At 71.8% G+C, this 25,631-nt stretch carries 26 protein-coding genes and 1 tRNA gene; 15 read left to right on the top strand and 12 right to left on the bottom strand.

Going from position 1 to position 25,631, the window contains the following annotated elements; genetic code table 11:
• Position 1: 1 nt before the first annotated feature.
• The 5 genes from ACCP09_RS16630 to ACCP09_RS16610 all read right to left on the bottom strand — a co-directional run bounded on the left by ACCP09_RS16630 (position 2) and on the right by ACCP09_RS16610 (position 6,095).
• Complete coding sequence (locus tag ACCP09_RS16630) at positions 2 to 1,468, bottom strand: peptidoglycan D,D-transpeptidase FtsI family protein (protein WP_123684345.1); 1,467 nt, start codon at positions 1,466 to 1,468, stop codon at positions 2 to 4.
• The gene (locus tag ACCP09_RS16625) at positions 1,465 to 2,961 is read right to left on the bottom strand and encodes an FtsW/RodA/SpoVE family cell cycle protein (protein ID WP_027933152.1); all 1,497 of its coding nucleotides are present in this window, start codon (positions 2,959 to 2,961) and stop codon (positions 1,465 to 1,467) included. The genes ACCP09_RS16630 and ACCP09_RS16625 overlap by 4 nt, the downstream gene beginning before the upstream one ends.
• A complete protein-coding gene (locus tag ACCP09_RS16620) occupies positions 2,961 to 4,286 on the bottom strand; it encodes a PP2C family protein-serine/threonine phosphatase (protein WP_020416272.1) in 1,326 nt (441 codons plus the stop codon). Before ACCP09_RS16620 ends, ACCP09_RS16625 begins: the two co-directional genes overlap by 1 nt.
• Entirely contained in the window at positions 4,283 to 4,750 is a 468-nt protein-coding gene (locus tag ACCP09_RS16615; RefSeq protein ID WP_026153666.1) for an FHA domain-containing protein FhaB/FipA, read from the bottom strand. Before ACCP09_RS16615 ends, ACCP09_RS16620 begins: the two co-directional genes overlap by 4 nt.
• 124 nt (positions 4,751 to 4,874) lie before the next feature.
• Entirely contained in the window at positions 4,875 to 6,095 is a 1,221-nt protein-coding gene (locus tag ACCP09_RS16610) for a DUF3662 and FHA domain-containing protein (protein ID WP_027933151.1), read from the bottom strand.
• A gap of 132 nt (positions 6,096 to 6,227) precedes the next feature.
• Here ACCP09_RS16610 and ACCP09_RS16605 point away from each other — a divergent pair.
• Positions 6,228 to 6,310: transfer RNA gene (locus ACCP09_RS16605), tRNA-Leu, on the top strand.
• Positions 6,311 to 6,436: 126 nt separating this feature from the next.
• Here the strand turns inward: ACCP09_RS16605 and ACCP09_RS16600 are convergent.
• Together ACCP09_RS16600 and ACCP09_RS16595 are read right to left on the bottom strand one after the other, a co-directional pair.
• Positions 6,437 to 6,757 carry a hypothetical protein gene (locus ACCP09_RS16600; protein WP_027933150.1) on the bottom strand — a complete coding sequence of 107 codons (321 nt, stop codon included), beginning with the start codon at positions 6,755 to 6,757 and terminating at the stop codon, positions 6,437 to 6,439.
• 13 nt (positions 6,758 to 6,770) lie between these two features.
• Positions 6,771 to 7,670 carry a serine/threonine dehydratase gene (locus tag ACCP09_RS16595; RefSeq protein WP_433747647.1) on the bottom strand — a complete coding sequence of 300 codons (900 nt, stop codon included), beginning with the start codon at positions 7,668 to 7,670 and terminating at the stop codon, positions 6,771 to 6,773.
• Between the two features lie 73 nt (positions 7,671 to 7,743).
• Here ACCP09_RS16595 and ACCP09_RS16590 point away from each other — a divergent pair, with 73 nt between their 5' ends.
• Positions 7,744 to 8,625, top strand: a complete 882-nt coding sequence (locus tag ACCP09_RS16590) for a LysR family transcriptional regulator (protein ID WP_433747644.1) — start codon at positions 7,744 to 7,746, stop codon at positions 8,623 to 8,625.
• On the opposite strand, the gene ACCP09_RS16585 is transcribed toward ACCP09_RS16590, so the two are convergent.
• Positions 8,618 to 8,992 carry an FKBP-type peptidyl-prolyl cis-trans isomerase gene (locus ACCP09_RS16585; RefSeq protein WP_017986021.1) on the bottom strand — a complete coding sequence of 125 codons (375 nt, stop codon included), beginning with the start codon at positions 8,990 to 8,992 and terminating at the stop codon, positions 8,618 to 8,620. The genes ACCP09_RS16590 and ACCP09_RS16585 overlap by 8 nt on opposite strands.
• An 85-nt stretch (positions 8,993 to 9,077) precedes the next feature.
• Between ACCP09_RS16585 and ACCP09_RS16580 the strand changes: the two genes are divergently transcribed.
• A complete protein-coding gene (locus tag ACCP09_RS16580) occupies positions 9,078 to 10,127 on the top strand; it encodes a trans-sulfuration enzyme family protein (protein WP_037322745.1) in 1,050 nt (349 codons plus the stop codon).
• Here the strand turns inward: ACCP09_RS16580 and ACCP09_RS16575 are convergent.
• Complete coding sequence (locus ACCP09_RS16575) at positions 10,112 to 10,534, bottom strand: PPOX class F420-dependent oxidoreductase (RefSeq protein WP_433747640.1); 423 nt, start codon at positions 10,532 to 10,534, stop codon at positions 10,112 to 10,114. The two genes, ACCP09_RS16580 and ACCP09_RS16575, sit on opposite strands and share 16 nt — an antisense overlap.
• Positions 10,535 to 10,561: 27 nt before the next feature.
• On the opposite strand from ACCP09_RS16575, the gene ACCP09_RS16570 reads away from it, so the two are divergent.
• Positions 10,562 to 11,785 (top strand): macrolide family glycosyltransferase, encoded by a 1,224-nt coding sequence (locus ACCP09_RS16570; RefSeq protein WP_433747716.1) that lies wholly within the window; start codon positions 10,562 to 10,564, stop codon positions 11,783 to 11,785.
• On the opposite strand, the gene ACCP09_RS16565 is transcribed toward ACCP09_RS16570, so the two are convergent.
• Positions 11,782 to 12,804: a patatin-like phospholipase family protein gene (locus tag ACCP09_RS16565; RefSeq protein WP_433747637.1), complete on the bottom strand. Its 1,023-nt coding sequence runs from the start codon at positions 12,802 to 12,804 to the stop codon at positions 11,782 to 11,784. The genes ACCP09_RS16570 and ACCP09_RS16565 overlap by 4 nt on opposite strands.
• An 85-nt stretch (positions 12,805 to 12,889) precedes the next feature.
• Here ACCP09_RS16565 and ACCP09_RS16560 point away from each other — a divergent pair, with 85 nt between their 5' ends.
• Together ACCP09_RS16560 and ACCP09_RS16555 are read left to right on the top strand one after the other, a co-directional pair.
• Positions 12,890 to 13,228, top strand: a complete 339-nt coding sequence (locus tag ACCP09_RS16560; protein WP_433747634.1) for an ArsR/SmtB family transcription factor — start codon at positions 12,890 to 12,892, stop codon at positions 13,226 to 13,228.
• Complete coding sequence (locus ACCP09_RS16555; protein ID WP_027933142.1) at positions 13,225 to 13,713, top strand: SRPBCC family protein; 489 nt, start codon at positions 13,225 to 13,227, stop codon at positions 13,711 to 13,713. Before ACCP09_RS16560 ends, ACCP09_RS16555 begins: the two co-directional genes overlap by 4 nt.
• Here ACCP09_RS16555 and ACCP09_RS16550 read toward each other — a convergent pair.
• A complete protein-coding gene (locus ACCP09_RS16550; protein ID WP_027933141.1) occupies positions 13,710 to 14,561 on the bottom strand; it encodes a class I SAM-dependent methyltransferase in 852 nt (283 codons plus the stop codon). The two genes, ACCP09_RS16555 and ACCP09_RS16550, sit on opposite strands and share 4 nt — an antisense overlap.
• A 43-nt stretch (positions 14,562 to 14,604) precedes the next feature.
• Positions 14,605 to 15,345, bottom strand: coding sequence for a FadR/GntR family transcriptional regulator (locus ACCP09_RS16545; protein WP_431903584.1), 741 nt, complete (start codon positions 15,343 to 15,345; stop codon positions 14,605 to 14,607).
• A 75-nt stretch (positions 15,346 to 15,420) separates the two neighbouring features.
• On the opposite strand from ACCP09_RS16545, the gene ACCP09_RS16540 reads away from it, so the two are divergent.
• From ACCP09_RS16540 to ACCP09_RS16500, 9 genes are read left to right on the top strand one after another with little or no spacing between them, the layout of a single operon-like run.
• On the top strand, positions 15,421 to 16,902 hold the full coding sequence (locus ACCP09_RS16540; RefSeq protein WP_433747713.1) for an ABC transporter substrate-binding protein: 1,482 nt from the start codon (positions 15,421 to 15,423) through the stop codon (positions 16,900 to 16,902).
• A complete protein-coding gene (locus ACCP09_RS16535; RefSeq protein ID WP_433747631.1) occupies positions 16,902 to 17,849 on the top strand; it encodes an ABC transporter permease in 948 nt (315 codons plus the stop codon). Before ACCP09_RS16540 ends, ACCP09_RS16535 begins: the two co-directional genes overlap by 1 nt.
• Positions 17,846 to 18,664, top strand: coding sequence for an ABC transporter permease (locus tag ACCP09_RS16530; protein WP_027933137.1), 819 nt, complete (start codon positions 17,846 to 17,848; stop codon positions 18,662 to 18,664). The genes ACCP09_RS16535 and ACCP09_RS16530 overlap by 4 nt, the downstream gene beginning before the upstream one ends.
• Positions 18,661 to 19,431: an ABC transporter ATP-binding protein gene (locus ACCP09_RS16525; RefSeq protein ID WP_433747628.1), complete on the top strand. Its 771-nt coding sequence runs from the start codon at positions 18,661 to 18,663 to the stop codon at positions 19,429 to 19,431. The genes ACCP09_RS16530 and ACCP09_RS16525 overlap by 4 nt, the downstream gene beginning before the upstream one ends.
• Positions 19,428 to 20,192, top strand: a complete 765-nt coding sequence (locus ACCP09_RS16520) for an ABC transporter ATP-binding protein (protein ID WP_433747625.1) — start codon at positions 19,428 to 19,430, stop codon at positions 20,190 to 20,192. The genes ACCP09_RS16525 and ACCP09_RS16520 overlap by 4 nt, the downstream gene beginning before the upstream one ends.
• Positions 20,192 to 21,631 (top strand): aldehyde dehydrogenase family protein, encoded by a 1,440-nt coding sequence (locus tag ACCP09_RS16515; protein WP_027933134.1) that lies wholly within the window; start codon positions 20,192 to 20,194, stop codon positions 21,629 to 21,631. Before ACCP09_RS16520 ends, ACCP09_RS16515 begins: the two co-directional genes overlap by 1 nt.
• Positions 21,628 to 22,392, top strand: coding sequence for an SDR family NAD(P)-dependent oxidoreductase (locus ACCP09_RS16510; protein ID WP_027933133.1), 765 nt, complete (start codon positions 21,628 to 21,630; stop codon positions 22,390 to 22,392). The genes ACCP09_RS16515 and ACCP09_RS16510 overlap by 4 nt, the downstream gene beginning before the upstream one ends.
• Positions 22,393 to 22,402: 10 nt before the next feature.
• Entirely contained in the window at positions 22,403 to 23,779 is a 1,377-nt protein-coding gene (locus tag ACCP09_RS16505) for an amidase (RefSeq protein WP_433747621.1), read from the top strand.
• A 30-nt stretch (positions 23,780 to 23,809) separates the two neighbouring features.
• Positions 23,810 to 25,525 carry a hypothetical protein gene (locus ACCP09_RS16500; protein ID WP_123684333.1) on the top strand — a complete coding sequence of 572 codons (1,716 nt, stop codon included), beginning with the start codon at positions 23,810 to 23,812 and terminating at the stop codon, positions 25,523 to 25,525.
• Positions 25,526 to 25,631: the final 106 nt, after the last annotated feature.

Raw genomic sequence — 25,631 nt, 5'->3', positions numbered from 1 at the left:
GCTACCCACCCCCGAGCTGGGCGTTGATCGCGGCGCGGCCGATCTCGGCCGCCACGGTGCCACCGGTCGCCTCCAGGCCGCGGTTGCCGCCGGACTCGACGATGACGGCGACGGCGATCTGCGGGTCGGCGGCCGGCGCGAACGCGGTGTACCAGGCGTGCGGCGGCGTCGCCTTCGGGTCGGTGCCGTGCTCGGCGGTGCCGGTCTTGGACGCGATCTGGATGTTCGCGCGCTTGCCGCCGCCCTTGGTGTTGGCCTCGGAGGCGATCATCATGTCGCGCAGCACGGCCGCGTTCTCCGCGGACAGCGCCGGCGTGCCGGTCAGCTCCTGCGGCGAGAAGGTCTCCAGGTCGGACAGGTCCGGCGCGAGCAGCTTCTTGATCAGCTGCGGCTTCATGGCCATGCCGCCGTTGGCGATCGTGGCGGACAGCATCAGGTCCTGCAGCGGGGTCAGCCGCACGTCGCGCTGGCCGATGCCGCTCTGGTACAGCGCGGCCTGCGAGTCCATCTCGCCGAGGCTGGACGGCGCGACGTTCATCGGGATCGACAGCGGCGTGCCGATGCCGAAGTTGACCGCGATCTGGTTCAGCTTGTCCGCGCCCAGCTCGCCGGCGAACGTCGCGAACGGCACGTTGCAGGAGTGCGCCAGTGCCTCCTTGAACGTGGTGCCGGGGCAGGCCGCGCCGCCGTAGTTCTCCAGCGTGGTCCGGGTGCCCGGCAGCTGCACGTTCGGCGCGTTGCTCACCGGGGTGTCGGGGGTGGCGCCGTTCTCCAGCTCGGCGGCCGCGACCAGCAGCTTGAACGTCGAGCCCGGCGGGTACGTCTGCGAGATGGCCCGGTTGAGCATCGGCTCCTTCGGGTCGTCCGCGAACTGCGTCCACGCCTCCTGCTGGGCGGTGCTGTCGTGTGAGGCGAGCGCGTTCGGGTCGTAGGACGGGGTGGAGACCATCCCGAGGATCTCGCCGGTCTTCGGGTTCATCGCGACCGCGGCGCCGGTGTAGCCCTTCGACGTCATCGCGTTGTACAGCGCCGCCTGGACGGCCGGGTTGATCGTCAGCTGCACGTTGCCGCCGCGCGGGTCCCGCCCGGTGACCATGTCCGACAGGCGGCGCACGAACAGCCGCGGGTCCTCGCCGTTGAGGATGTCGTCCTCGGCGCGCTCCAGCCCGCCGGAGCCGTAGCGCACCGAGTAGTAGCCGGTGACCGGCGCGTACATCGGGCCGTCGGTGTAGCGGCGCGCGAACTTCAGCTTGTCGTTCGTCGCCACGACGTCGGCGAGCACCTGGCCGTCGTACTGCGACACGATGCTGCCGCGCTGCCGGGAGTACTGGTCCAGCAGCACCCGCTGGTTGCGCGAGTCGGTGCGGTAGTCGTCGGCCTTCACCACCTGGATGTAGGTGATGTTGACCAGCAGCAGCACCACCATGGTGATCATGGCGATGCCGACGCGGCGCATGGGCTTGTTCATGCCGTCGGTTCCCCTGTCGGATTGCCCCCGGCCGGCGGCCGCTGCACCATCACCGTGTGCGCCTCGGCCAGCGGAGCCTGCTGCTGCGGCTGCTTGGGCCGGGGTTTCTGGGCAGGCCGCCGCGCCGCGTCCGAGATGCGGAGCAGCAGGGCGACCAGGATGTAGTTGGCCAGCAGCGACGAGCCGCCGTAGGACAGGAACGGCGTCGTGATGCCGGTCATCGGGATCAGCTTGGTCACCCCGCCGACGATCACGAACACCTGCATGACGATCGCGAACGACAGGCCGCAGCCGAGCAGCTTGCCGAACGTGTCCCGCACCGCCAGGGCGCTCCGCATGCCGCGAGTGGCCAGGAGCAGGTAGATCATCAGGATCGCGGCGAGCCCGACGAACCCGAGCTCCTCGCCGAGACCGGCGGTGATGAAGTCGGTGTTGGACTCCGGCACGATCTCCGGGCGCCCGGCGCCGAGGCCGGTGCCGCCGACCCCGCCGGTGCCGAGGCCGAACAGGCCCTGCGCGATCTGGTAGCCGCCGCCCGGGTCGGAGTAGGTCTCCAGCGGGTCGATCCAGTTCGCCACGCGCTGCTCGACGTGCGTGAACAGCTGGTAGGCGATCAGGCAGCCGACGATGAAGAAGCTCAGGCCGGTGACCACCCAGATCGCCCGCTCGGTGGCGACGTAGAGCATCACCAGCACGATGCCGAACAGCAGCAGCGAGGTGCCCAGGTCCTTCTCGAACACCAGGACCAGCAGGCAGACACCCGCCGCGATGAGCAGCGGGCCCAGGTCACGCGCGCGGGGCAGCTCGACGCCGAACACCTTGCGGCCCGCGATCATGAACAGGTCGCGTTTGGCCACCAGGAAGGAGGCGAAGAAGATCATCAGCAGGATCTTCGAGAACTCCGCTGGCTGGATCGAAAAGCCCGGCAGCTTCAGCCACACCTTCGCACCGTTGACCTCGGACAACGAGCTGGGCAGCAGTGCGGGCAGCGCCAGCGCGACCATGCCGACCAGGCCCGCGGTGTAGCCGTAGCGGGTCAGCGTCCGGTGGTCCTTGACCAGGATCAGCACGGCGAGGAACAGCACCAGCGCGAGCGCGGTGAACAGGACCTGCTTCGGCGCGTCCGCGGTGAAGTCCTTGCTGGCCTGCGTCGCCTTCTCCGCGTTGGCCAGGTCGATCCGGTAGATCATCACCAGGCCGAGGCCGTTGAGCAGCGCGACGCACGGCAGGATCAGCGGATCCGCGTACGCCGCCCACTTGCGCACGGCGGCGTGGGCGACCGAGAACAAGCCCAGGTAGGCCAGCCCGTACCAGACGATCGACCAGGACAGCTCCTGCTCCTGGTTCGCCTGCACGAGCACGAACGCGCACGTCACGATGAACGCGGCGAAACCCAGCATGGCCAGTTCCGTGCCACGCCGGGTCGGCATTTCCCGCGGGGGGTTGGTCGCGTAGATGGAGGCTGCCTGGTCCGACAGCGGTGGCTGGCTCATCAGCCACCGCCACCTGGCACCGTCGTCGTCGCGCAGTCCCTCCCCGCCTGCTGGCTCGTCGATTCACTCGGCAGCGTCGGCACGCCGGGAATGGTGGTCTGGGTGCAGTCCCGCAGCGTCTTGTAGCGCAGGAAGTTGTCGATGTAGTCGCGCGCGTCGGCCAGGCTGTCCTTCTTCACGCCGTTGCGCACCGCGGCCTGCGCGTCCTGCTGCAGCTGGGGCACGGTCAGCTCGTCGCACACCTGGTCGCCGGACGGGCACGAGCCCTCGGCCTGCTGGTGCAGCGGGATGCCGAGGATGCTGCCGGGCACGCCGCGGAAGATCGCGACCTCCGAATTGGCGCCCTCGCCGACGTAGTACTGGCTGAGCACGAAGTAGCGGGTCGCGATCGCGCCCGCGCCCAGCACCACCAGCACCAGCAGGACGCCGACGATCCAGCGCCACTTGCGGCGCTTCTTCGGTTCCTCCGGCGGCGCGATCATCTGCGGCGGCGGAGGCGGCGGCTGGGTCAGCGCGCGGGCCCTGGCCGCGGGGGAGTCGCCCTGGTGGTCGTACTGGTCGCTGCCGTCACCGGCCGCGCCGCCCACGATCGGGGCGTTCTCGCCGTAGTCGACGTCCACCACGTCGGCGACGATGACCGTCACGTTGTCGGTGCCGCCGCCCTTGAGCGCGAGCTCGATCATCCGGTCGGCGCAGTCCTGCGGATCCGGGATGCGGATCGCCTCGGCCAGCGTCTCGTCGCTGACCATGCCGGACAGGCCGTCCGAGCACAGCAGGTACCGGTCGCCTGCGCGGGCTTCGCGCACGGTCAGGCTCGGCTCCACCTCGTGCCCGGTGAGCGCCTTGAGCAGCAGCGAGCGCTGCGGGTGCGTCGCGGCCTGGTCGGCGGTGATGCGGCCCTGCTCGAGAAGCTCGTTGACGAAGCTGTCGTCGCGCGTGATCTGGGTGAGCTGCCCGTTGCGGAACAGGTAGGCGCGCGAGTCGCCGACGTGCACCATGCCGAGGCGCGAACCCGAGAACAGCATCGCGGTGAGCGTCGTGCCCATCCCGTCGAGGTCCGGGTCGTTCGCCACCAGTTCGCTGATGGCCGCGTTGCCGCCTGCCACCGCGTCTCTCAGCATGGTCAGCAGGTCGTCGCCGGGCTCGTCGTCGTCGAGCGGGGCGAGCGAGGCGATCACGACCTTGCTGGCCACCTCACCCGCGGCATGGCCACCCATGCCGTCGGCGAGTGCGAGCAGGCGGGGGCCCGCGTACACCGAGTCCTGGTTGCTGGACCGCACCAGGCCACGGTCGCTGCGGGCCGCGTAGCGAAGAACGAGTGTCATGGGCGAAGCTCGATCACCGTCTTGCCGATCCGGATGGGGACACCGAGTGGAACTCGGAGGGGTGCAGTGACCTTAGCCCGGTCCAGGTAAGTCCCGTTGGTCGATCCCAGATCTTCCACGTACCAGTCCGTGCCGCGCAGCGACAGCCGGGCGTGCCGGGTCGAGGCGTAGTCGTCGTCCAGCACCAGGGTGGAGTCGTCGGCCCGGCCGAGCGTGATCGGCCTGCCGTCGAGGGTGATCCGGGTGCCGGCCAGCGCCCCGTGGGTGACGAGCAGCTGGCGGGGCGTCTTGGCGTTGCCCCGCGGCTTCTTCTGCTCCTTGGCGCGGCGCAACCCGGGCATCGCGACCTTCAGGCCCGACGCCGCGTACAGGTCCGAGCGCACCACCCGAAGGGCAGCCAGCACGAACAGCCAGAGCAGCACGAGAAAGCCCACTCTGGTGAGTTGAACGACCAGCTCCGGCACGTGTCTCCGCCTTCTGTTCTCCCGACCGTGGCACGCGTGCGCCGCGGCGTCCCGCAGGGGTCATTCTGCGGGACACGGGATTTCGGGTGCGAACCCGGTCAGGCGCAGGTTACCGGCGCGCGTGTCAGCCCTGCGTGCGGAACACCAGCGAGGAGTGGCCGACCCGGATCACGTCGCCGTCCGCGAGCTGCCACGTCTGCACCGGGGTGCCGTTGACCGTGGTGCCGTTCGTGGAGCCGATGTCGGCGAGCGTCGCGCTCTGGCCGTCCCAGGTGATCTCCAGGTGGCGGCGGGAGACACCGGTGTCGGGCAGGCGGAAGTCGGCGTCCTGGCCGCGGCCGATGACGTTGCCGCCCTGCTTGAGGGTGTAGTTCCGGTTCGAGCCGTCGTCGAGCTGGAGAACGGCCTGCAGCTGGCGGCCCGCGCCCGGCGCTGCGGGCGGCGGAGCGTAGCCCTGCTGCGCGTACGGGTCCGGAGCGCCCTGCGGCGGACCGTAGCCGCCCGGCGGGGTGCCGTAGCCGGGCTGCTGCCCGTAGCCCTGGTCGTAGCCACCCTGCGGCTGGCCGTAGCCCTGGTCGTAGCCGGGCTGCTGGCCGTAGCCCTGGTCGTACCCGCCCTGCGGCTGGCCGTAGCCCTGGTCGTAGCCGGGCTGCTGCTGCCCGTAACCCTGGTCGTAACCCGGCTGGCCGCCGTAGCCGGCGCCCTGGTCGTAACCGGGCTGACCACCGCCGTAGCCGCCCTGGTCGTACCCGGGCTGCTGGCCGTAACCCTGGTCGTAACCCGGCTGGCCATAGCCACCCTGGTCATAACCGGGCTGTCCCTGCTGTCCGTAGCCGTACTGGCCCTGCTGGCCGTACGGGTCACCCTGGTCGTATTGGCCTTGGCCGTAGCCGGGGGGCTGGCTCATTGCTGGGTCTCCTGCGTTGCTGGGTCGTGCTGACCGTCCTGCACCCGCGACGTTACGCGCGCTGACGTCGGGGTCGACGGATGAACGGGTCTTGAATTGTCCAGTATGCAGCGCGTCGTTGCGCTCGAGCGAAACTACGACGTCACCATAGGTGTCCCAACCGTGTTCGGCGAGGTGCTCCTTGACGGCTTCCGTGAGTACCCGGGTGACGCGCAACTCATCGCCGGCCATCCGGTCGTAGTCAGTCGGCCCCAGCGACACGATGTAGTGGTTGGGGGCGAGCAGCCTGCCACCGGCCAGCTCACGAACGTTGTCCTCGCCTTCGCGTTCCAGGGCCTGCGCCACCTCTTGCGTGACGACATTGCCGCCGAACATGCGTGCGAAGGTGTTTCCCACCAGGGATTCCAGGCGTCGATCGAAGCGCTCAACGCGACCCACGGAAACCCTCACCCTCCTCCGCACCATGTGCTTTCGCATCGATCCTATCGGGATCCGCGCCCTTCGACACGACCCCCGGTGAAGGGCCCCGAAACGGCCTGCTAGAGTTCTCTTCGCTGTCGCAGGCAACTCGGGCGAGTGGCGGAATGGCAGACGCGCACGGTTCAGGTCCGTGTGTCCGAAAGGACGTGAGGGTTCAACTCCCTCCTCGCCCACCCGATGACCCGGGCTCTGGATCCCAGAGCCCGGGTTTTTTCGTTGCTCGACGTATCTGAACGACGGCGACTGCCGAGGCCTCGGATGCCCGCCCTGGCCGGGTGCTCGTGAGTGCCGTGGTGATCTCAGAAGCTGATGTTGCCCTGGATGTCCCGCGCCTGGACGACGTTGCCGTGGACCGTGCCGGAAATCTGGTTGTTCGCGCCGTCGCCGTGCTGGCTCCACGCCTCGCGCAGGGCGCCGGCGAACTCCGGGTCCTCGCGGCCCGCCTGGTCGAGGCGCTCGGCGAGGACCTCGATAGTCTCCGGCGCCTCAGGCGTCGCGGTCTCGAGCACCGCGGTCGCCTCCGGGTCGTCGGCGAACCGCCGTTTGATCAGCTCGTACAGGCCCTGCACGGCCTTCGTCGCAGCGGCGGTGGCGATGCTCACCAGGATGGGTTCCGGCATGGACCCAGGGTATTCACGGCGTCCAGTCCGCGTTGGCGCCGCAGAGCAGGACGCAGGGCACTTCGCCGGGCACGGCGCCGGCCAGCCACGCGGCGAACGGCACCGCGGCCGCCGGTTCGACGGCCAGCCGGAATTCGTCCCACAGGCGGTCCCGCGCTGCCAGGATCTCCGCTTCGCCGACGACCAGCGACCGCACGCCCGGCCCGGACAGCACCTCGAACGGGACCTCCCCGACGCGGGTCGCGCCCAGCGCCGACGCGGCGACCGAGTCCACCTCCGCGTCCACCGGGTGACCGGCGGCGAGCGCCTGGTGCAGGCAGGAGCACCGCTCCGGCTCGACCGCGACCGTCAGCCGCCCGCCGGAGCCGAGCGCCACCCCGGCCGCGAGCCCGCCACCGCCGACGGCCACCGCGATCGCGTCCACCTCGGGCGCGTCGGCGATGATCTCCGCCGCCACCGTGCCCTGGCCGGCGACCACGACCGGGTCGTTGTACGCCTCGACGTACCGCGCTCCCGGCGCCTGCGCGGCTTCGCGGGCGGCAGCCGCCGCGTCCGAGTACCGCGTGCCCGCCCGCACCAGCCGGGCGCCGGCCGCTTCGACCCGGCGTGCCTTGCTCGGCGGCACGCCGTCCGGCACGAACACGGTCGCGGGCAGGCCGAGGATCGCCGCGGCGGTCGCCACGCCGATGCCGTGGTTGCCGCCGGACGCCGTGACGACCTGCTCCGGCCGCTCCCCGGTAAGCAGGGCGTTCAGCGCGCCACGAAGCTTGAACGAGCCGGTGCGCTGCAGGTGCTCGAGCTTCAGCACGAGCGGGCGGCCGTCGACTTCGGCACGCAGCACCGGGGTGTGGCGGACGTACGGGCGGATGCGTTCCGCGGCGGCGGTGACGTCGGGGACGACCGTGCTTGTCATGACTCCACTGTGCGCAGCACGGCCGTAAGCCGCCAGCGCTTTCCCGTTGCCCGGCATTAGCGATACTTACGGCATGCTTGTCGCCGAACGGCTGCGCGTCCTGGTCGAGGTCGCCCACGCCGGGTCCATCGCCACCGCGGCGCGGAACATGGGATTCACCGCATCCGCGCTGTCCCAGCAGCTGGCGCGCCTCGAACGCGAGGCGGGCTGCGCGCTGCTGGAGCGCCGGGCGACCGGCACGGTGCTCACCGAGGCCGGACGGCTGCTGGTCCGGCACGGCGAGGCGATCGCCGGGGAGCTGCGGGAGGCGGAGCAAACGCTTGCGTCCCTGCGCGACCAGCCGCCCGCCGCGTTGACGGTGGGCACCTTCGCGACCGCGGGGCAGGTGCTGTTGCCGCAGGTGGTGGGGGAGTTCCGGCGCGCGTACCCGGCGACCCGGCTGCGGCTGGTGGACCTGGAGCCGCCGGAGGGCTACGACCTGGTGGTCTCGGGCGAGCTCGATCTGTTGATCACCCACCGCTACCCGGGGCGGCAGCTGCCGCCGTCACGCGGGCTGACGCGGGTGCCGCTGCTCGCCGACCGGCTGCGGCTGGTGTTGCCCGCCCACCACCCGGCGGCGCGCAAGCCCGAGGTGAAGCTGGTCGACCTCGCCGACGACGACTGGATCTCGGCCGACCGCCCGTGCCTGGACCTGCTGGCCGCCAAGGACGGGGTGGAGCCGCGGATCGCCTACGAGACCCGGGACTACGCGGCGATCCTCGCGCTGGTCCGGGCCGGGCTGGGCGCGGCGCTGGTGCCGGCGAGCGTGGTGCGTGGCGCCGACGGGATCGTGGTGCGCGACCTGGCCGGGAGCGCGCTGGACCGCGAGGTGTACGCGGTGCACCGGCCCCGGCCGGCCGCGCACGTCGAGGCCGTGGCCGGCCTGCTGGCGGGGGTGGCGTCCCGGCTCAGCTGACGTCGACCAGGTCCACCACGAAGACGAGGGTCTCGCCCGGCTTGATGACGTTGCCCGCGCCGCGGTCGCCGTAGGCCAGGTGCGGCGGGATGACCAGACGGCGGCGGCCGCCGACCTTCATGCCCTGCACGCCCTGGTCCCAGCCCGGGATGACGTGCCCGGCGCCGAGCGGGAAGCGCAGCGGCTCGCCCCGGTTCCAGGACGCGTCGAACTCCGCGCCGGTCGAGTGCGAGACGCCGACGTAGTGCACGGACACGACGTTGCCCGCGGCGGCTTGGGGGCCGTCGCCGACGGTGAGGTCGGTGACCTCCAGCTCGGCCGGGGGCGGCCCGGTCGGCTTGTCGACCTCGGGGCGTTCGAGTGCCATGCGTGTTCCTCCCTGTGTTTGCGGTCGCTGCACGGTACCCAGCGGCTCCGGGGGTCGCACGCCCAGCTCACGGTCGGCTGTTGTAATGAGCAGCGTGAACCTCGACGACCTCACCCCGCGCAGCCGCGCGGTGGCCGCCGGGCGGCCGGACGAACCCGGTGAGCCGCTGAACACCCCGCTGGTGCCGGCGAGCACCTACCTGGCCGGCGCGGGCTTTCGGTACGCGCGGGAGGACGGCACGCCGACCTGGGCCGCGCTCGAAGAAGCGGTGGGAGCGCTCGAAGGCGGGCACGCGACGGCGTTCGCGTCCGGCATCGCCACCGCGGCCGCGGTGCTGGACCTGCTGGACGTCGGCGCCGAGGTCGCCGTGCCGGTCTACAGCTATGCGGGCACCCGCGGGCTGCTCGACCACGCCGCGGCCAAGGGGCGGCTGAAGGTGCGCCGCATCGAGCCGTCCGACCGGGAGGGCTGGCTGGCCGCCGCCCGCGAGGCCGACGTGGTGTGGGTCGAGTCGCCGACCAACCCGACCCTGGACCTGATCGACATCGCCGCGCTGACGGGCCACCGCGCGCGGGTCGTCGTGGACAACACGTTCGCCACCCCGCTCGGCCAGCAGCCGCTGTCGCTGGGCGCGGACATCGTCGTGCACAGCGCGACCAAGCTGATCGGCGGGCACAGCGACCTGCTGCTCGGGCTGACCATCGCGGCGGACGAGGGCGTGGCCGGGGAGCTGCGCGACGCCCGCACCCGCAACGGCGCCACGCCCGGCGCGCTGGAGGCGTGGCTCGCGTTGCGCGGGCTGCGGACGCTGCCGGTCCGGCTGGCCGAGCAGTCCCGCACCGCGGCGCTGCTCGCGGAGCGGCTCGGCGAGCACCCCGCGGTGACGAAGGTGCGTTACCCCGGCCAGGGCACGATGATCGCCTTCGACCTGGCCGACGCGGACGCCGCCGACCGCCTGTGCGCGTCGCTGCGGCTGATCCGGCACGCCACCAGCCTCGGCGGGGTGGAAAGCATCGTCGAGCGCCGCGCGATGTGGCCGGGCGACGCGCACGTGCCTGCCGGCCTGGTGCGGTTCAGCGTCGGCCTGGAGGACCCGGAGGACCTCTGGCGGGACCTGGCTCAGGCGCTGACCTGAGCCCGCCGCGTCAGCTGGTCCGGGTCCAGGTGCCAGGCGTGCACGACGCGCGGGTGGATCCGGATCAGCTCGTCGCTGAAGAAGCCGCGCCCGAACGACGGCGGCTCGACGCCGGTGAGCAGTTCGGCCGTGCCGCGGACCTCGACGCCGCGCCCCCAGCCGGGCTTGACGGCGCCCGGCTCGTCGGGGGCGATGTCGTCGACGACGAACGACACCTCGGGGTTGCGTTCGAGGTTGCGCCACTTCTGGCTCTTGCTGAGGTCGGGGCCGCCGATGTCGATCGTGCCGTCGTCGTTGAGCCGGAAGCCCAGCGGCCGGACCTGCGGGCGCCCCTTGGCGTCGACGGTGCCCATGCGGCCGAGCCGCTGGCCGGCGAGGTACGTGCGCTCGCGTTCGGTGAAGATCATGGCATTCACGCTAGAACCTCCAGATAACTGGAGGTCAAGGAAATGCGCGTGCCCGCCCGGCGCGAGCCCGTTAGGGTCGCGCCTGACATGAGTAAGCACATCGCCATGGTCGGGGTCCCGGCCGTCAGCCACGTCCTGCCCAGCCTCGAAGTGATCCGCGAGCTGGTCGCCCGCGGCCACCGCGTCACCTACGCCAACGACCCGGCCGTGGCCCACCTGATCGAGCCGACCGGCGCCGAACTGGTGCCGTGCACCTCGACGCTGCCGGTGGCCGACAACGACTGGCCCGCCGACCCGATCGCCGCGATGGACCTGTTCCTCGACGACGCCATCCAGGCGCTCCCGCAGCTGCGCGCCGTCTACGACGCGGCCCCGGCGGACCTCTACCTCTACGACATCGGGGCGTACGGCGCGCGTGCCCTCGCCGAGTCGCAGGGGCGCCCGTTCGTGCAGTTGTCGCCGACGTTCGTGGCCTGGAAGGGCTACGAGGAAGAGGTCGCCGCGCAGTTGTGGGCGCTGCCCGGCGCCGACGCGCACCGGGCGAAGTTCGCCGATTGGCTAGCCTCGTGCGGGGCGACCACTTTGGACAGCGACGCGTTCTCCGGCCGGTCGCCGCGCGCGCTGGCGTTGATCCCCCGCGCGATGCAGCCGAACGCCGACCGGGTGGACGACAGCGTGACCTTCGTGGGTCCGTGCCTCGGCGATCGCGCGGACGCGGGCGGGTGGACGCGGCCCGCCGACGCCGGGAAGGTCCTGCTGGTCTCGCTCGGCTCGGCCTACACACGCCAGGCCGCGTTCTACCGGGAGTGCCTCGCCGCGTTCGGGAACCTGCCCGGCTGGCACGTGGTGCTGCAGATCGGCAAGTTCGTCGACCCGGCCGAGCTGGGGGAGGTCCCGGCCAACGTCGAGGTCCGGTCCTGGGTGCCGCAGCCGGCGATCCTGGCGCAGGCCGACGCGTTCGTCACGCACGCCGGCATGGGCAGCAGCGCCGAAGGACTGCACGCGGGCGTGCCGATGATCGCGGTGCCGCAGGCCGCCGAGCAGTTCATGAACGCCGACCGCCTGGTCGAACTCGGCGTGGCGCGGCGGATCGACACCGCGGACGCGACGGCCGAACTGCTGCGGACCACCCTGCTGGAACTCGTCGCCGACCCCGAGGTCGCCCGCACGTCCGCCCGGCTGCGCGACGAGACCCGCGCCGAGGGCGGCTCGACGCGGGCGGCCGACCTCGTCGAGGAGCTGCTCCGCTAGACACCCGCGGCCGGGTATGGGAAGTCCGCCGGTGGCTTGGCCTTCGGGTCGACCCACCGGCGCATCCCGGCGTCGCAGATGGCGTAGCCCCAGTTGATCAGCCGCTCCTGCACGACGGCCGGGGTGCGCCGCAGCCGGGTGGGTGACTCCGCGAGCGCGCGGGTCCGGCCGAGCGGCGCGGGGAGCGCGTCGTCGACCTCGAAGTTGTCGATGTCGCTGTAGCTGCCCCAGTAGGCGCCCGCGAACGTGCCGTCCACATAGGACTTGATCAGCGAGGACGTGCGCAGCGCCCGGACCTGGTTGTCCATGATGTCGAGCGTGCGCAGCAGCTGACCCGGCCAGTTCCGGGACACCGACCGCAGCTTGTCCATGCGCTTGCCGGCGTCGCTGACGAGGACCGTGTCGCAGTGCCCGATCACCGGGTCCAGGCCGAGGTTGTCGAACACGCCGGCGTCGCTCAGCTCGATGCGCCGGTCCTCGCCCGGCACCGGCGTGGTCAGCACGACCGGCGACAGGAACGGCGGGAACGCCGACGACGCCGCGACCGCGGTCGCGAGCTGCACGGGCGGGTCCTGCTGCCGTTCCCGGTAGAACCACCACTGGTCGCCGTCCTGCAGGTCGGTCGCCGTGAATACGAAGTGCGGGCCGTGCGCGGGCAGGTCCGGCAGCAGGAGGTCGCCGAACAGGTGCTTCCGGTACGCCGCCGCGAGGGCTTCCCCGGTGCTGTGGCCGGGTGTCACCAAGCCGCGCAGGATCACCGGCACGTCGAGGGTCCGCCCGGCGAGCGCGCGGACCGGCCGCACGACCTCGTCGGTGAAGTTCGCCGCCACCCCGCCGGTGAACTCCAGCCGCGGCCATGCGACGGCGAGCGCGCCCGCGGTGATCGAGCCGCCGGAGACGCTGGAGATCCGCGTCAGCTCGGGCAGCCAGCCCAGTTCGTTGATGCGCCACAACGCGCCCAGGTGGAACAGCATCGCGCGGTAGCCGCCACCGGACAGGCAGAGCCCGACCCCAGTCATACGGACGGGTGTACTACGGGTGTCCCGCCGGGAGCAAGGAGTCACCTCTTGCCAGACGGTTCCGCGGCCACTAACGTACAACCATGTGGTTGTAAGTCAACTCGACGACGCGGAGATCGACCGGATCTTCCACGCACTCGCGGACGCCACCCGGCGCGACATCGTCACCAGGGTGCTCCGTCAGGAGGAGTCGATCTCGCAGCTCGCCCGCAGGTACGACATGAGCTTCGCCGCCGTGCAGAAACACGTGGCGGTGCTCGCGCGGGCATCGCTGGTCGTCAAACAGCGGAGCGGGAGGCAGCAGCTCGTGCACGGCAATCCCGAGGTCCTGCGCAAGGCGGCCCGCCTGCTCGACGAATACGAACAGATCTGGCGCCACCGCGCCGACGCGATCGGCGACATCCTGTCCGAGGAGGACGAATGACGGTCATCAGCTCGCACAAGGACACCGAGGCCCTCACCCTCACGATCGTCGCGGAGTACGACGCCGCGCCGGAGCGGGTCTGGCGCGTGTGGGAGGACCCGCGCAGGCTCGAGCGGTGGTGGGGCCCGCCGACCTGGCCCGCCACCTTCGAGCAGCACGACTTCAAGGCCGGCGGCCGCTCCAGCTACTTCATGACCGGCCCGGACGGCACGAAGTCCCACGGCTGGTGGGAGATCACCGCGATCGAGGCCCCGCGCCGGCTGGAGTTCGACGACGGTTTCGCCGACGACAAGGGCGAGCGGAACACCGAGATGCCGGTCATCCACTGCGCGGTCACGCTGGAGGCGAACGGCAGCGGCACCCGGATGACCACCGTGAACTCCTTCGACAGCCTGGAGCAGCTGGAAAAGCTGATCGAAATGGGCATGGAGGAAGGTATGAAGCTCGCCGAGGGCCAGATCGACGCCCTGTTGGCCGAGGACTAGTTCCGGAACTCCCAGAGGATCATCGACGGGACATCGGCGCCGGCGGCCTGCGCGGCCGCCGGCGCCAGTCCGGCCAGCGACCACGGCCACGTCTCCCACGGGCCCGGCTCGGCCGCCGGGATCTCCCGCACCGGCGCCACCGGTTCCTCGCACCGCACCGGTTCGAGCCCGGCGGCGAACGCGGCCCGCAGGTAGTCGCCGGTGCGGTGGCAGTGCGAGCGCACCCGGCCCGGCGCGCCGTCCGCGCGCCGCACCGCCGGAACGTGCCCGCGCGCCACCTGTTCCGGGTGTACGTCGGCGATCACCACGCGCCCGCCGGGGCGCAGCACGCGCGCGAACTCCGCGAACACCGGGCCCAGGTCCGGCACGTGCGTCAACGCGAGCGAGCAGGTCACCAGATCGACCGGCCCGGACGGCAGCGCGGTGAGGCTCCCGACGTGGAACTCCCCGTCCGGCAAGCGTTTCCGGGCCTGTCCGAGCATCCCGGGCGACGAGTCGACGCCCACCACCCGGTGGCCGCACTCCGCGAGCACCGCCGCCACCCGTCCGGTTCCGCAGGCCGCGTCCAGCGCCACCCCCGGGGACAGCCGGCAGGCGACCTCGCGCACGAACGGCTCGTCGAAGTCGAACGCCGGGTTCGGGGCGTCGTAGGTCGGCGCCCACAGGTCGTAACCCTCGACCGGGTCGACGTGCGCGACCTCCACACCGTCCGGGGACTCCGCCAGCAGCCGCCGGATCTCGGCGAGGCGCTCCGCGACGAACGCGTGGTCGTGCTCGCCGCGGAAGGATCGCAGCAGCGCCAGGCCTTCCAGTCCGAGTACGTAGGCCAGCGGGTGTTCGTACGCCATGCCCCGGACCGTAACGATCACCCGAGGCGGCCACCACGGATTTTCAGTCCAGCAGGTGTTCCAGCACGACCCGCTCGTCCGCGCCGACGTACTCGGCGTAGTAGTCGAACAGGGCGCGCCGCGCCAGGCGGGCGGCCAGCGGGCCGTCGCCGTCCTCCACCGCGCGCAGCACTTCCTTGTGGTGCGCGACCGACGCCGCCATCAGCGCCTTCCGGTCGGTCGAGTTCGCCAGCTTGCCCGCGATCAGGTCCAGCACCACCCCGCGCACGACCTTGCCGCACACCACGATCAGCGTGTTCCGCCCGGCCCGCGCGACCACGTCGTGGAAGGCGACGTCGGCGCGGCTGAACGTCGCGTAGTCGTCCAGGCTCTCCGTCATCGCCGCCAGCGCCGCGCGCAGCTCGGACAGGTCCTCCTCGGTGCGCAACTCCGCGGCCAGCCGGTACGCGGAGCCCTCCAGGATCATCCGGAACTGCAACAGCTCCGCCAGCCCCAGCGTTTCCGCACGCGCCAGCCGGTCCAGCGACTTCTGCAGGCTCGCCGGGGACGCGGGCAGGACCTCCGGCCCGCGCGGATCGCCAGGGCGCGAGCGGATCACCTCGCCGGCCTGCAGGACCCGCAGCGCCTCACGGATCGTGGAGCGGCTGACCCCGAACTGGGCCATCAGCTCGCGTTCCCCGGGCAGCCGCTCGCCCGGCCGGAGCCGGCCGGTGAGCACGGCCTGCTCGATCTGTTCCACGATCCGCTCGTAGGCGCGGACCGGGCTGACCGGCTCGAACTCCATCGTCGTCTTGACCTTCACCCCGTGTGGTGCAAACCTAGGCTACTGGTCGGACCAGCATACTGACTCGGGGTGAGGATGAAAGTCCGAATTTCCGCGGCACTGGCGCTCCTGCTGGTGGTCTCGGCCTGCTCCGCCGGATCCACGGCCTCGGTCAGCTCCGGCCCGGACACGCTCGCCGTCGGGTTCACCGCCGAGCCGGCGAACTTCGACTTCACCCGCACCGACGGCACGGCCATCCCGCAGGCCCTGCTCTACAACGTCTACGAGGGCCTGGTGAAGCTCGACGGCAGCGGCAAGATCGTGCCGTTGCTCGCCCGGTCCTGGACGGTGAGCGAGGACAGGCGGACCTACGACTTCCAGCTCCAGCCCGGCGTGACGTTCAGCAACGGCGCGCCGTTCACCGCCGACGACGTGAAGTTCTCCATCGACCGCGTCAAGACCGACTGGACGATCTCCATCAAGTCCAAGATGGACGTCGTGGACCACGTCGAGGTGGTCGACCCGCTGCACGCCCGCGTGGTGCTGAAGAAACCCAGCAACGGCTGGCTGTTCGACATGACCGGCCGCGTCGGCGCGATGTTCAGCCCCACCGGGGTCGCCGACCTGGCGGGCAAGCCCGTCGGCACCGGGCCGTACGAGGTGCAGTCCCGGCGGCGCGGAGACTCGATCGTGCTGGCCGCCAACCCGGCCTACTGGGGCCGGAAACCGGTCTACCGGACCGTGATCCTCAAGTACATCAAGGATCCGACCGCGTTGAACAACGCGCTGCTCAGCAACGGCATCGACGTCATCGCGCAGATCACCGCGCCGGACTCGATCCCGCAGTTCGAGAACGACAACCGGTTCACCGTCCTGCAGGGCACCACGAACGGCGAGGTCGTGCTCTCCTTCAACGGCGCGAAAGCCCCGTTCAACGACGTGCGCGTCCGCCGCGCCCTCACCCTGGCCATCGACCGGAAGGCCTTGCTGGACACCGCGTGGGCGGGTCGCGGCACGGTGCTCGGCAGCATGGTCCCGCCCACCGATCCCTGGTACGAGGACCTCGCCGGCTACTACCCGCACGACCCGGTGCAGGCGAAGACGCTGCTGGCCGAGGCGGGGCAGACGAACCTGTCGATCCGGCTGCGCGTCGCGAACCTGCCGTACGCGACGGCCGCCGCGCAGGTGGTCGCCTCGGATCTGGCCGACATCGGCGTGCGCGTCACGATCGAGCCGCTGGACTTCCCGGCCGTGTGGCTCAAGCAGGTCTTCACCGACCACGACTTCGACGCCTCGATCGTCCAGCACGTCGAAGCCCGCGACATCACGACCTTCGGCAACCCCAGGTACTACTGGGGCTACGACAACCCGCGGGTCAAGCAGCTCATCTCGGATGCGGACGCGGGCACGCCGGAGCAGCAGGTCGCGAACATGCGCGAGGCCGCCCGCACCATCACCGCGGACGCGGCGGCCGACTGGCTGTTCCTGTACCCGAACGTCGTGGTGGCGAAGAAGAAGGTGACCGGGCTCGCCGCAAACCAGGTCAGCGAGTCCTTCGACCTGACGGGGCTGGGCTGATGGCGCTAGCGATCCTGCGCCGTGTGGCGATCCTGGTGGTCAGCGTGCTGGTCGCCTCCATCGTGGTGTTCGCGTTCATGGCGGTGCTGCCCGGCGATCCGGCGCAGGTCGCGCTCGGCATCAACGCCACCCCGGAGCTGCTCGCCCGCACCCGCGCCGACTTCGGGCTCGACCGGCCGCTGGTCGAGCAGTACCTGGGCTGGATGGGCGGGGTGCTGCAGGGCGATTTCGGCCGCTCCTACGTCACCGGCGAGGCGATCGGGCCGCAGCTGGTCGACCGGCTGGGCGTGACGTTGTGGCTGGTGGGCGCGGGGATGCTGGTCGCGGTCGTGCTCGCGGTGCCGTTCGGCGCGCTGGCCGCGGTGTGGCACCGGCGCTTCGGCGGCACGGCCATCTCCGGCCTGTCGCAGCTCGGTGTCGCGGTGCCTGCGTTCCTTGCCGGGATCCTGCTGGTGCAGGTGTTCGCGGTGCAGCTGCGGTGGCTGCCGTCCGGCGGGTGGACGCCACCGAACCAGGACGCCGGCGAGTTCCTGCGCGGCCTGATCCTGCCCGCCCTGTCGCTCGGTCTCGTGCAGGGCGCGGTGCTCACCCGGTACGTGCGCTCGGCGGTGCTGGACACGCTCGGCCAGGACTACCTGCGCACCGCCCGCTCGAAAGGCCTGCGCCCGTACCCAGCGCTGATGCGGCACGGCATGCGCAACGCCGCCGTCCCGGTGGTGACCGTGCTCGGGCTCCAGCTGACCACACTGCTGGTCGGCGCGGTCGTGGTGGAGCGGGTGTTCGTGCTGCCCGGTCTGGGCAGCATGCTGCTGGACTCGGTGTCCGCGCGCGACCTGCTGTCGGTGCAGGGCATCGTGCTCGTGCTGGTGGTCGCGGTGCTGGTGGTCAACTTCGTGGTCGATCTGCTGTACGTGGTGATCGACCCCCGGCTGAGGACGGCGCGGTGAAGGGGCGGACATCGCCGGCGTTGATCGCCGGCGCGGTACTGGTCGGGCTCGTGGTGCTGGCGGCGCTGGTGTCGTTCGTGTGGACGCCGCACGATCCGCTGAAGGTCGAATCGACCGCCCGGCTGCTCGGGCCGAGCGCCGAGCACTGGTTCGGCACCGACAAGTTCGGCCGGGACGTGTTCAGCCAGATCCTCGTCGGCGCGCGCACCACGCTGTACGTCGGCGTGATCGCGGTCGGCGTCGCCGCGCTGGTCGGCACGCCGCTGGGCATCCTGGCCGGGATGTCGATGCGGTGGCTCGGCGAATTCGTCATGCGGGTCAACGACCTGGTGCTCGCGTTCCCGGCGCTGCTGCTGGCGATCATGCTCGGCGCGGTCTACGGCGCCAGCACGGTCACCGCGATGATCGCGATCGGCGTCGCGACCATCCCGTCGTTCGCGCGGGTGGCCCGCTCCGGCACGTTGCAGGTGATGAGCACCGAGTACGTGCTCGCGGCGCGCTCGGCAGGCCGGTCGCGGTTCTTCATCGCGCGGCGGCACGTGCTGCCGAACATCGGCGGGCTGGTGATCGTGCAGTGCTCGGTGTCGTTCGGCATCGCGGTGCTGGCCGAGGCGGCGCTGTCGTTCCTCGGGTTCGGCACCCGGCCGCCGACGCCGTCCTGGGGGCGCATGCTGCAGGAGTCCCAGGAACTGCTGACGGTGCAGCCGCGGCTCGCGCTGGTGCCGGGTCTGGCGATCGCGATCGCGGTGCTCGGGTTCAACTTGCTCGGCGACGGTCTGCGTGACCGCCTCGACCCCCGGCTGGAGCGGCGATGACCCTCGAAGTGTCGGAACTGTCCGTGCACGCCGGTGCGCATGCGCTGGTGCGCGGGGTGTCGTTCGCGGTCGGCGCCGGTGAGCGGGTCGGGCTGATCGGCGAGTCCGGGTCCGGCAAGTCGCTGACCGCGTCCGCGGTGATGGGCCTGCTGCCGGAGGGGTTGCGGGCGAGCGGTTCGGCGAAGCTGACCGGCACCGAGCTGCTGGGCGCGCCCGAGCGCGAGCTGTCGCGGCGGCGGGGGCGGGACCTGGCGATGGTGTTCCAGGAGCCGATGACCGCGCTGAACCCGCTGATGCGCGTCGGCCGCCAGGTCGCCGAGGCGATCCGGCTGCACACCCGCAAGTCCCGGCGGGCGGCCCACGAGGCCGCGGTGGCGTTGCTGGACGCGGTGAAGCTGCCCGATCCGGAGCAGCTCGCCCGCGCCTACCCGCACCAGCTCTCCGGCGGCCAGCGGCAGCGGGTGGTGCTGGCGATCGCCCTGGCCAACGACCCGGCGCTGCTGATCTGCGACGAACCGACCACGGCGCTCGACGTCACCGTGCAGGCGCAGGTTCTCGACCTGATCCTGACCGGGGTCGCCGAACGGGAGACGGCGCTGCTGTTCATCACGCACGACCTCGCGGTGGTGGCGCGGGTGTGCACGCGGGTGCTCGTCATGTTCGAGGGCCGGATCGTCGAGGAAGGGTCCACTTCGGACGTCCTCACCCGGCCGCGGCACGACTACACGAAGAAGCTGCTGGCCGCGTCGGACCTGGAGGCGGCGTGATCGAACTGCGAGACGTCCACCGCCACTACCGGCGGCCACGCGAGGTGCGCGCGCTCCGTGGGGTGTCGTTCACCGTCGCGGCCGGGCAGCGATTCGGCATCGTCGGCGAATCCGGCTCCGGCAAGTCCACCCTGGTGCGCCTGCTGGCCGGGCTGGACCGGCCCACCTCCGGCGAGATCTCCTTCGACGGCAGGCGGATCGACGGCCTGCCCGAGCGGAAGCTGGGGTTCCTGCGCCGCGCGGTGCAGGTGGTGTTCCAGGACCCGATGGGCTCGCTCGACCCGCGGATGCGCGTGCGGGACATCATTTCCGAGCCACTGGGCCGCCGCGACCCGGACCGCGTCGCGGAGCTGCTGACCGCGGTCGGGCTGCCCGCGGACGCGGCGAGCCGCTACCCGCACCAGTTCTCCGGCGGGCAGCGGCAGCGGATCTCGATCGCCCGCGCGCTCGCGCCGCACCCGCGGGTGCTGATCGCGGACGAGCCGGTCAGCGCGCTGGACGTGTCGGTGCGCAAACAGATCCTCGACCTCCTCGCCGAGCTGACCGAACGCTTCGAGCTGACGCTGGTGTTCGTTTCGCACGACCTCGCCGTGGTACGCCGGGTCTGCGACACGGTCGCCGTGATGCGCTCCGGGGAGCTCGTCGAGCTGGGCGCGGTGGAACAGGTCTACGGCGATCCGCGACATCCCTACACGAGGGAGCTCGTCGCGGCGGCCCCGAACCTGCGTGCGGAACTGGCCAGGCTGCAGGGAGGACGATGATGTTCGACCCCTATCCCGACGGACTGCCGATCGGGTCCGACTGGGTGTCCACACCGGACACGACGGAGATCAGGTTCCCCTACGACGGCTGCGTGGTCGCGCGGGCGCCGGTCGGCACGCCCGACCTGGCGCACCTCGCGGTCAACGAGGCGGTGCTCGTCGCGCGGGAGGTGGCGAAGCTGCCCTCGCACGTGCGCCGCGAGGTGCTGCTCGGCGTGCACCGGTCGCTGCTGGAGTGGCGCGACGAGCTGGAGGGGTTGCTGGTCGTGGAGACCGGCAAGCCGCTCGTCGACTGCCGCGTCGAGGTCGCGCGGACGCTGGTGACGTGGCAGGCCGCGGCCGAGGAGGTCGCGCGGCTGCACGGCGAGACCGTGCCGCTGGACCTGCTGCCTGCCGGCGAGGGGCTCACCGGGTTCTGGGTGCGCAAGCCGATCGGCGTGGTCGTCGGCATCGCCGGGTTCAACTACCCGCTGCTGCTCGCCTCGCACAAGATCGCGCCGGCCATCGCGGCCGGGTGCCCGGTGATCGTGAAGCCGGCGCCGCAGACGCCGCTGTCGACGCTGTGGCTGGTGCACCTCGTGCGCGAGGCGGCGGCTGGCGTCGGCGCGCCGCTGCCGATGGTCCAGCTGGTCACCGGCGACGCCGAGGTCGGATCGGCGCTGGTCACCGACCCGCGGATCGGTGCGGTGTCGTTCACCGGCTCGGCTGCCGTCGGGCACCGCATCGCGAAGGACGCGGCGCCGCGGAAGACCCTGCTGGAACTGGGCTCGAACTCGGCGCTGGTGGTCGCCGAGGACGCGGATCTCGACGCGGCCGTGGACGCGGTGCTGCGCGGCGGGTTCTACGCGTCCGGGCAGGCGTGCATCTCCGTGCAGCGGCTGCTGGTCGTCGACGCGGTGGCGGACGAGTTCACCGAACGCCTGCTGGCCCGGCTGCCCGAGGTCGTCACCGGCGACCCGCGGGACGAGAAGACCCGGGTGTCGGCGCTGATCGACGAACGGTCCACCCGTCGCGTGCTCGACTGGATCTCGGCGGCGGTCGCCGCGGGCGCGCAGGTGGCCGCGGGCGGCGAGTCGGTGGACGGGATCATCCGGCCGACTGTGCTGACCGACGTGCCGGACGGCGTGGACTGCTGGGACGAGGAGATCTTCGGGCCGGTGGTGTGCCTGCGTCGGGTGCCCGACGTGGACACGGCGTTCACGCAGGTCAACGACTCGCGGTACGGGCTGCACGCGAGCGTGTTCACCCGCTCGCTGCGCACCGCGATGCGGGCGCTCGACGAGCTGGAGGTCGGCGGTGTCGTGGTGAACGAGGTGCCCGGGTTCCGGTCGGACACCATGCCCTACGGCGGCGTGAAGGACTCCGGCATCGGGCGCGAGGGGCCGCGGTTCGCGATCGACGAGCTGACCGTGACGCGGATGGCGGTGATCAGGGCGTGAACTACGAGAAGCTGTTCCGGCTCGACGGGAAGCGGGCCGTGGTGCTCGGCGCGGGCAGCGGCATCGGCCGCGAGTCGGCGCTCGCCCTCGCCGCGCACGGCGCGGAGGTGATCTGCGCGGACCGCAACGCCGCCGCCGCGGCGGAGACCGCGCGCGAGATCCGCGGCGAGTCCTACGAGATCGACGTGCTGGACTCATCGGCGGTCGAGCGGGCGGCGGGCGAGCTGGGCGCGCTCGACGTCGTCGTGCTGACCGCGGCGACCAACGTGCGCAAACGCCTGCTCGACTACCGGCGCGAGGAGTTCGACCGGGTCGTCGCGCTCAACCTCGGCGCGACCTTCGACGTCGTCCGGGCCTTCGGCGCCGGCATGGTCGAGCGCGGGCGGGGCAGCATCATCGGGTTCTCCTCGATCCGCGGCACCACCGTCGAACCGGGTCAGGGGCCGTACGCGGCGACCAAGGCGGGGCTCGTCCAGCTGTTCCGCACCGCGGCAGCCGAGTTCGGGCCGTCCGGCGTGCGGGTCAACGCGATCGCGCCCGGCGTGGTCGAAACGCCGCTGACCGAACAGATCAAGGCCAGCCCCGACTGGTACGCCGCCTACGCGGGCAAGAGCGCGCTCGGCCGCTGGGCCAAGGCGTCCGAGCTGGCCGGGGCCGTCGTCTACCTGGCCTCCGACGCCGCGAGCTTCGTCACCGGGGCGGTGCTGGCCGTCGACGGCGGCTGGACCGCGGTGGACGGCCGCTACACACCGCCGGAATGAGGAGGGACCCGTGGAGCCGACCGATCTGACCGCGACCGAACTGCTCGCCGCCTACCGCGCCGGGACGTTGTCCCCGGTCGAGGTCACCGAGGCGGTGCTGACCCGCATCGACGCGCTGGAACCGTCCCTGCACGCGCTCTACGCGTACGACCCATCGCAGGCGCGGGACGCGGCCAAGGCGTCCGAACAGCGGTGGCTCGCGGGGGAGGCGGGGCCGCTCGACGGCGTGCCGCTCACGTTGAAGGAGAACATCGCGACCAAGGGCACGCCGGTGCCGCTGGGCACCGCGGCCACCGAACTGGTCCCGGCCCCGGCTGACGCGCCCGCCGCCGCCCGCGTCCGCGAGGCCGGTGCGGTGCTGCTCGGCAAGACCACGATGCCCGACTACGGGATGCTGACCTCGGGGTTGTCCAGCTTCCACACCGCGAGCCGCAACCCGTGGGACCTCTCGCGGACGCCCGGCGGGTCGAGCGCGGGCGCCGCCGCCGCGGCCGCCGCCCGGTATGGGCCGCTGCACGTCGGCACCGACATCGGCGGCTCGATCCGGCTGCCCGCCGGGTGGTGCGGGCTGGTCGGTCTCAAGCCGAGCTTCGGGCGGGTGCCGGTGCACCCGCCGTTCCCCGGCCGGGTCGCCGGGCCCCTGACGCGCACGGTGGCGGACGCGGCGTTGCTGATGGGTGTGGTGTCCGCGCCGGACAGCCGGGACCACCTGAGCCTGCCCCCGGCGGAAATCGCCTGGTCACAATTGGAACTCGACGTCACCGGACTGCGCCTGGGCCTGCAGCTGGACGCCGGGGTCGGGCTGCCGGTCGAGGACGACGTGCGGGCCGCGGTGCTCGACGCGGCCCGCCGGTTCGAGGCGGCCGGCGCGATCGTCGAACCGGTCGAACCCTTCCTGACCAGGGAAATGCTGGACGGGCTCGACGACTTCTGGCGCGTGCGGGCGTGGTGCGACATCAGCGCGCTGCCACCGGAACGGCAGGCGCTGGTGCTGCCGTACATCGCCGCCTGGGCGCAGGGCGGCGCGGAGGTTTCCGGTGTCGCGGCGTACCGCGGGTTCGCCCAGATGGACGCGATCAGCGTCGCCGCGCTGGGTGCCGGTGAGCCGTACGACTTCGTCCTGTCGCCGACCTGCCCGGTTTCCGCCCCGCCCGCGGAGTGGGCGTCGCCGACGAACGACCCGGAGCGGCCGTTCGAGCACATCGCGTTCACCGTGCCCTACAACATGTCCGGCCAGCCCGCGGTGTCGTTGAACTGCGGTTATACGAGTGGGGGACAGCCGGTCGGGCTGCAGATCGCCGGACGGCGCTTCGACGACCTCGGTGTGCTGCAGCTGGCTGCAGCATTCGAAGGAATTCGCGGCCCGCAGCGGTCGCCGGGGGTGTGAAGACGCGCCATCTGGGGGACGATCGGACCCATGCGGATGGTGTACACCGGAGCGGACGAGGAAGAGTTCATCGACGCCCGGCAGCGGCTGCTCGTCGAGCTGGACGCCTGGTCGCAGATGCGGCAACGGGTGGTGGACCCGGTGGTCGCCGGGGCGATGCTGGACTTCCGCTTCGAACGGGACGGCCTGCTCGGCCGCTGGACGCGTGACATCCTCCGCAACGCGCTGCTGGTGTGGTTCCCGCGCAAGGTCGTGCTGCTCGACCCGCACTCCTCGGCCGTGCTGTCCACGGTCGAGGCGCTGATGGACTTCTTCGACGACGCCGACCTGCTGGACGAGCGCAGCGAGCAACCGGCTGTGCTGCGCACGTACCTGACCGCGATCGCCGACCGGTTCGACACGGCGATGAACGAGCCGTCGAACTTCGGGCTGGCCAAGTTCTGGGCCGTCGCGATGGCCGAGCACGGCATCGACCCGCTGAACGAGGTCGCCGCGCAGGCGTTCATCGACCGGGTGCGGCGGGGTGAGGTCGAGGTCGACCAGACGTTGCTGCACGACCTGGCCTACCGCCACTACCAGGGCGACCCGGACGCGGAGGCGGCCGCGCCGTCCCCGGTGTTCCCGCTCGCGTCGCCCGACCGGCTGGCGGCGGAGGCCGAGGTCACGGCGGTGGTGCCGCAGCTGCGCCGGTTCGTCGAGTGGATCGGCGACGGCCGGGACCTGGCGGAGATCAGCGCGCCCGCCGAGTTCGTCGCGATGGCCAAGCGGGCCGGGGTGGTGCGGGTCTACCGCGGACGGCTGGTGCCGGTGAAGAAGGCGGCGCGGCGGCTGGCCGACCCGGTCGAGCTGTGGCGGGCGGCGGTGGCGTCGATCCTGGGCAACCCGGTCGCGGCCGAGATGGTCACCGAGCTGGCTTCGGAGCCTGCCACCATCCCGATGCTGGTGGAGATGCTGGGCGGCGACGGCGGCACGATCCTGCGGGTGGTGCACCGGCTGGCCGAATACGGGCTGGTGGAGATCTTCCCCGCGGGCGAGGAGCACGTCGAGGACCTGCTGGACTTCGCCGGGGTGGACTACCTCGACGAGGTGCCCGAGGAGGAGCGGCAGGTCGTGCAGCTGCTGCCACTCGGCGTGCAGGCGGCCTACGAACTGCGGGTCGCCGAGGGCGAGCCGGTGCTGACGGTGGACGACCTCGCGACCGAGACGGCGGAGGTCCTGTTCGCACGCCTGGCGCCGCTGGACGCGCAGGTGCTCGACGAGGGCTCGGCGACGTGGCTGCGCGCGCGGGACCCGGAACGCGCGATCGCCGAGCTGTCGGCGCTGGCCCGCCGGACGGACGACTTCGAGCACCTGATGCTGACGTTCCGCCTGCTGGCGCGCCTCGGCGGCGACGGCGTCGCGGCGATCGCCGCACTGCGGGACCACTCGGCAGCCGGCCCAGCCGCGACGACGTGGCTGTTCGACGCGGGCCTGATCGACCGCAGCGAGGTCGCCGGCCGCGAGCGCACATACAGCAAGGTGGACCTACTGGCGGCGGACATCCGGACGGAAGGCCGGGAAAAGGCCCTCGCCGACTTCGCCTCACAACCCCGACCGGACCAACTGCTGTTCCTGGCAGGCGCGACGATCTGCGGCCACCCGAGCGCGCGGGAAGTGCTCGAATCGGTCGTCGTGGCACACCCCGACCGCGCCGTGTCGAATGCGGCGCGCAAAGCACTGGACTGGCTCCACGACGAGCCGTTTTGAACAAACAAACCAAGGTAGCTGGGTGGTCATCCCGTCGCCTGACACGTGACGATCACCTTGAGCCAGGGCCGCAACCCGCGCTGGGTCCGGCAGCCGAGAACACAAA

Source organism: Amycolatopsis sp. 3B14 (assembly GCF_050958625.1).
Classification (GTDB): Bacteria; Actinomycetota; Actinomycetes; order Mycobacteriales; family Pseudonocardiaceae; genus Amycolatopsis_E; species Amycolatopsis_E thermoflava.
Note: the sequence above shows the minus strand (reverse complement) of the source record. Positions and strands in the feature narration are given on the sequence as shown.